Source organism: Streptomyces aureus (assembly GCF_001418135.1).
Classification (GTDB): domain Bacteria; phylum Actinomycetota; class Actinomycetes; order Streptomycetales; family Streptomycetaceae; genus Streptomyces; species Streptomyces aureus_A.
On record NZ_LIPQ01000491.1, the window covers coordinates 1 to 1,183 of the forward strand.

Annotated in this window: 2 protein-coding genes; both read left to right on the forward strand. The window is 75.2% G+C overall.

Annotated features, from left to right (window positions below; translation table 11 throughout):
* Positions 1-612: sensor histidine kinase (locus tag AOK00_RS31975; protein ID WP_254047584.1), on the forward strand; the 612-nt coding region annotated here is incomplete at its 5' end.
* The coding region (locus AOK00_RS31980) for a response regulator (protein ID WP_055603673.1) at positions 543-1,183 on the forward strand (641 nt) is incomplete at its 3' end. The genes AOK00_RS31975 and AOK00_RS31980, both read left to right, overlap by 70 nt.

Here is a 1,183-nt window from a genome sequence, read left to right on the forward strand (position 1 = left end):
GAACGCGATCTGCACGACGGCGCCCAGCAGCGGCTGGTCGCCCTCACGATGACCCTCGGGCTCGCCCGCCTCGACGCCCCGCCCGGCGGCCCGCTCGCCGACCAGCTCGCGAAGGCGCACGCGGAGGCCGGGCAGGTCCTGACCGAGCTGCGCGAGCTCATCCACGGCATCCACCCGCAGGTCCTCGCCGACTACGGCCTCGGCCCGGCCCTCGCCGACGCCGCCGACCGGTCCGCCGTGCCCGTCGCCACGGACGTCGAACTGCCCCGGCTGCCGGAGTCCGTCGAGAGCGCCGGCTACTTCGCCGGCTGCGAGGCCCTCGCCAACATCGGCAAGCACAGCGGGGCGAGCCGGGCCTCGATCACCGCCCGGCACACCGGCGGTGTCCTCCGGATCGACGTCGAGGACGACGGGCGCGGCGCCGCCGACCCGGCCGGGGGCAGCGGCCTCACCGGCCTCGCGGACCGGATCGCCGTCCTCGATGGCACACTGACGATCATGAGCCCGCCGGGCGGGCCGACCCTCCTCCGAGTGGAGATCCCATGCCCCGCACTGAGCGAACGCTCCGCGTCGTCCTCGCCGAGGACGGCGTCCTCCTCCGGGAGGGACTGATCGGGCTCCTGGCCCGCTTCGGCCACGAGGTCGTCGCCGCCGTCGGGGACGCCGACGCGCTGCGCGAGGCGGTCACCGCCCACGACCCGGACATCGTCGTGACCGATGTCCGGATGCCGCCCGGTTTCCAGGACGAGGGACTGCGCGCCGCCGTCGCGCTCCGCGCCGAACGCCCCGCCCTGCCGGTCCTCGTCCTCAGCCAGTACGTGCAGCGCAGCTACGCCGCCGATCTCCTCGACGCGGGCGACGGCACCGGCGTCGGCTATCTGCTCAAGGACCGGGTCGGTCAGGTGGAGGAGTTCCTGGACGCGCTCGCCCGGGTCGCGGACGGCGGGACGGTCGTCGATCCCGAGGTCGTACGGCAGCTGCTGCGCCGGCACCGCGATCCGCTGGAGGCGCTGACGCCGCGCGAGCGCGAGGTCCTGGGCCTGGTCGCGGAGGGCCACTCGAACGGCGCGATCGCCCGCCGCCTGGTCGTGACCGAGGCCGCCGTCGGCAAGCACATCGGCAACATCCTGGCGAAGCTGGATCTGCCGCCGGCCGAGGACACCCACCGCCGGGTCCTCGCCGT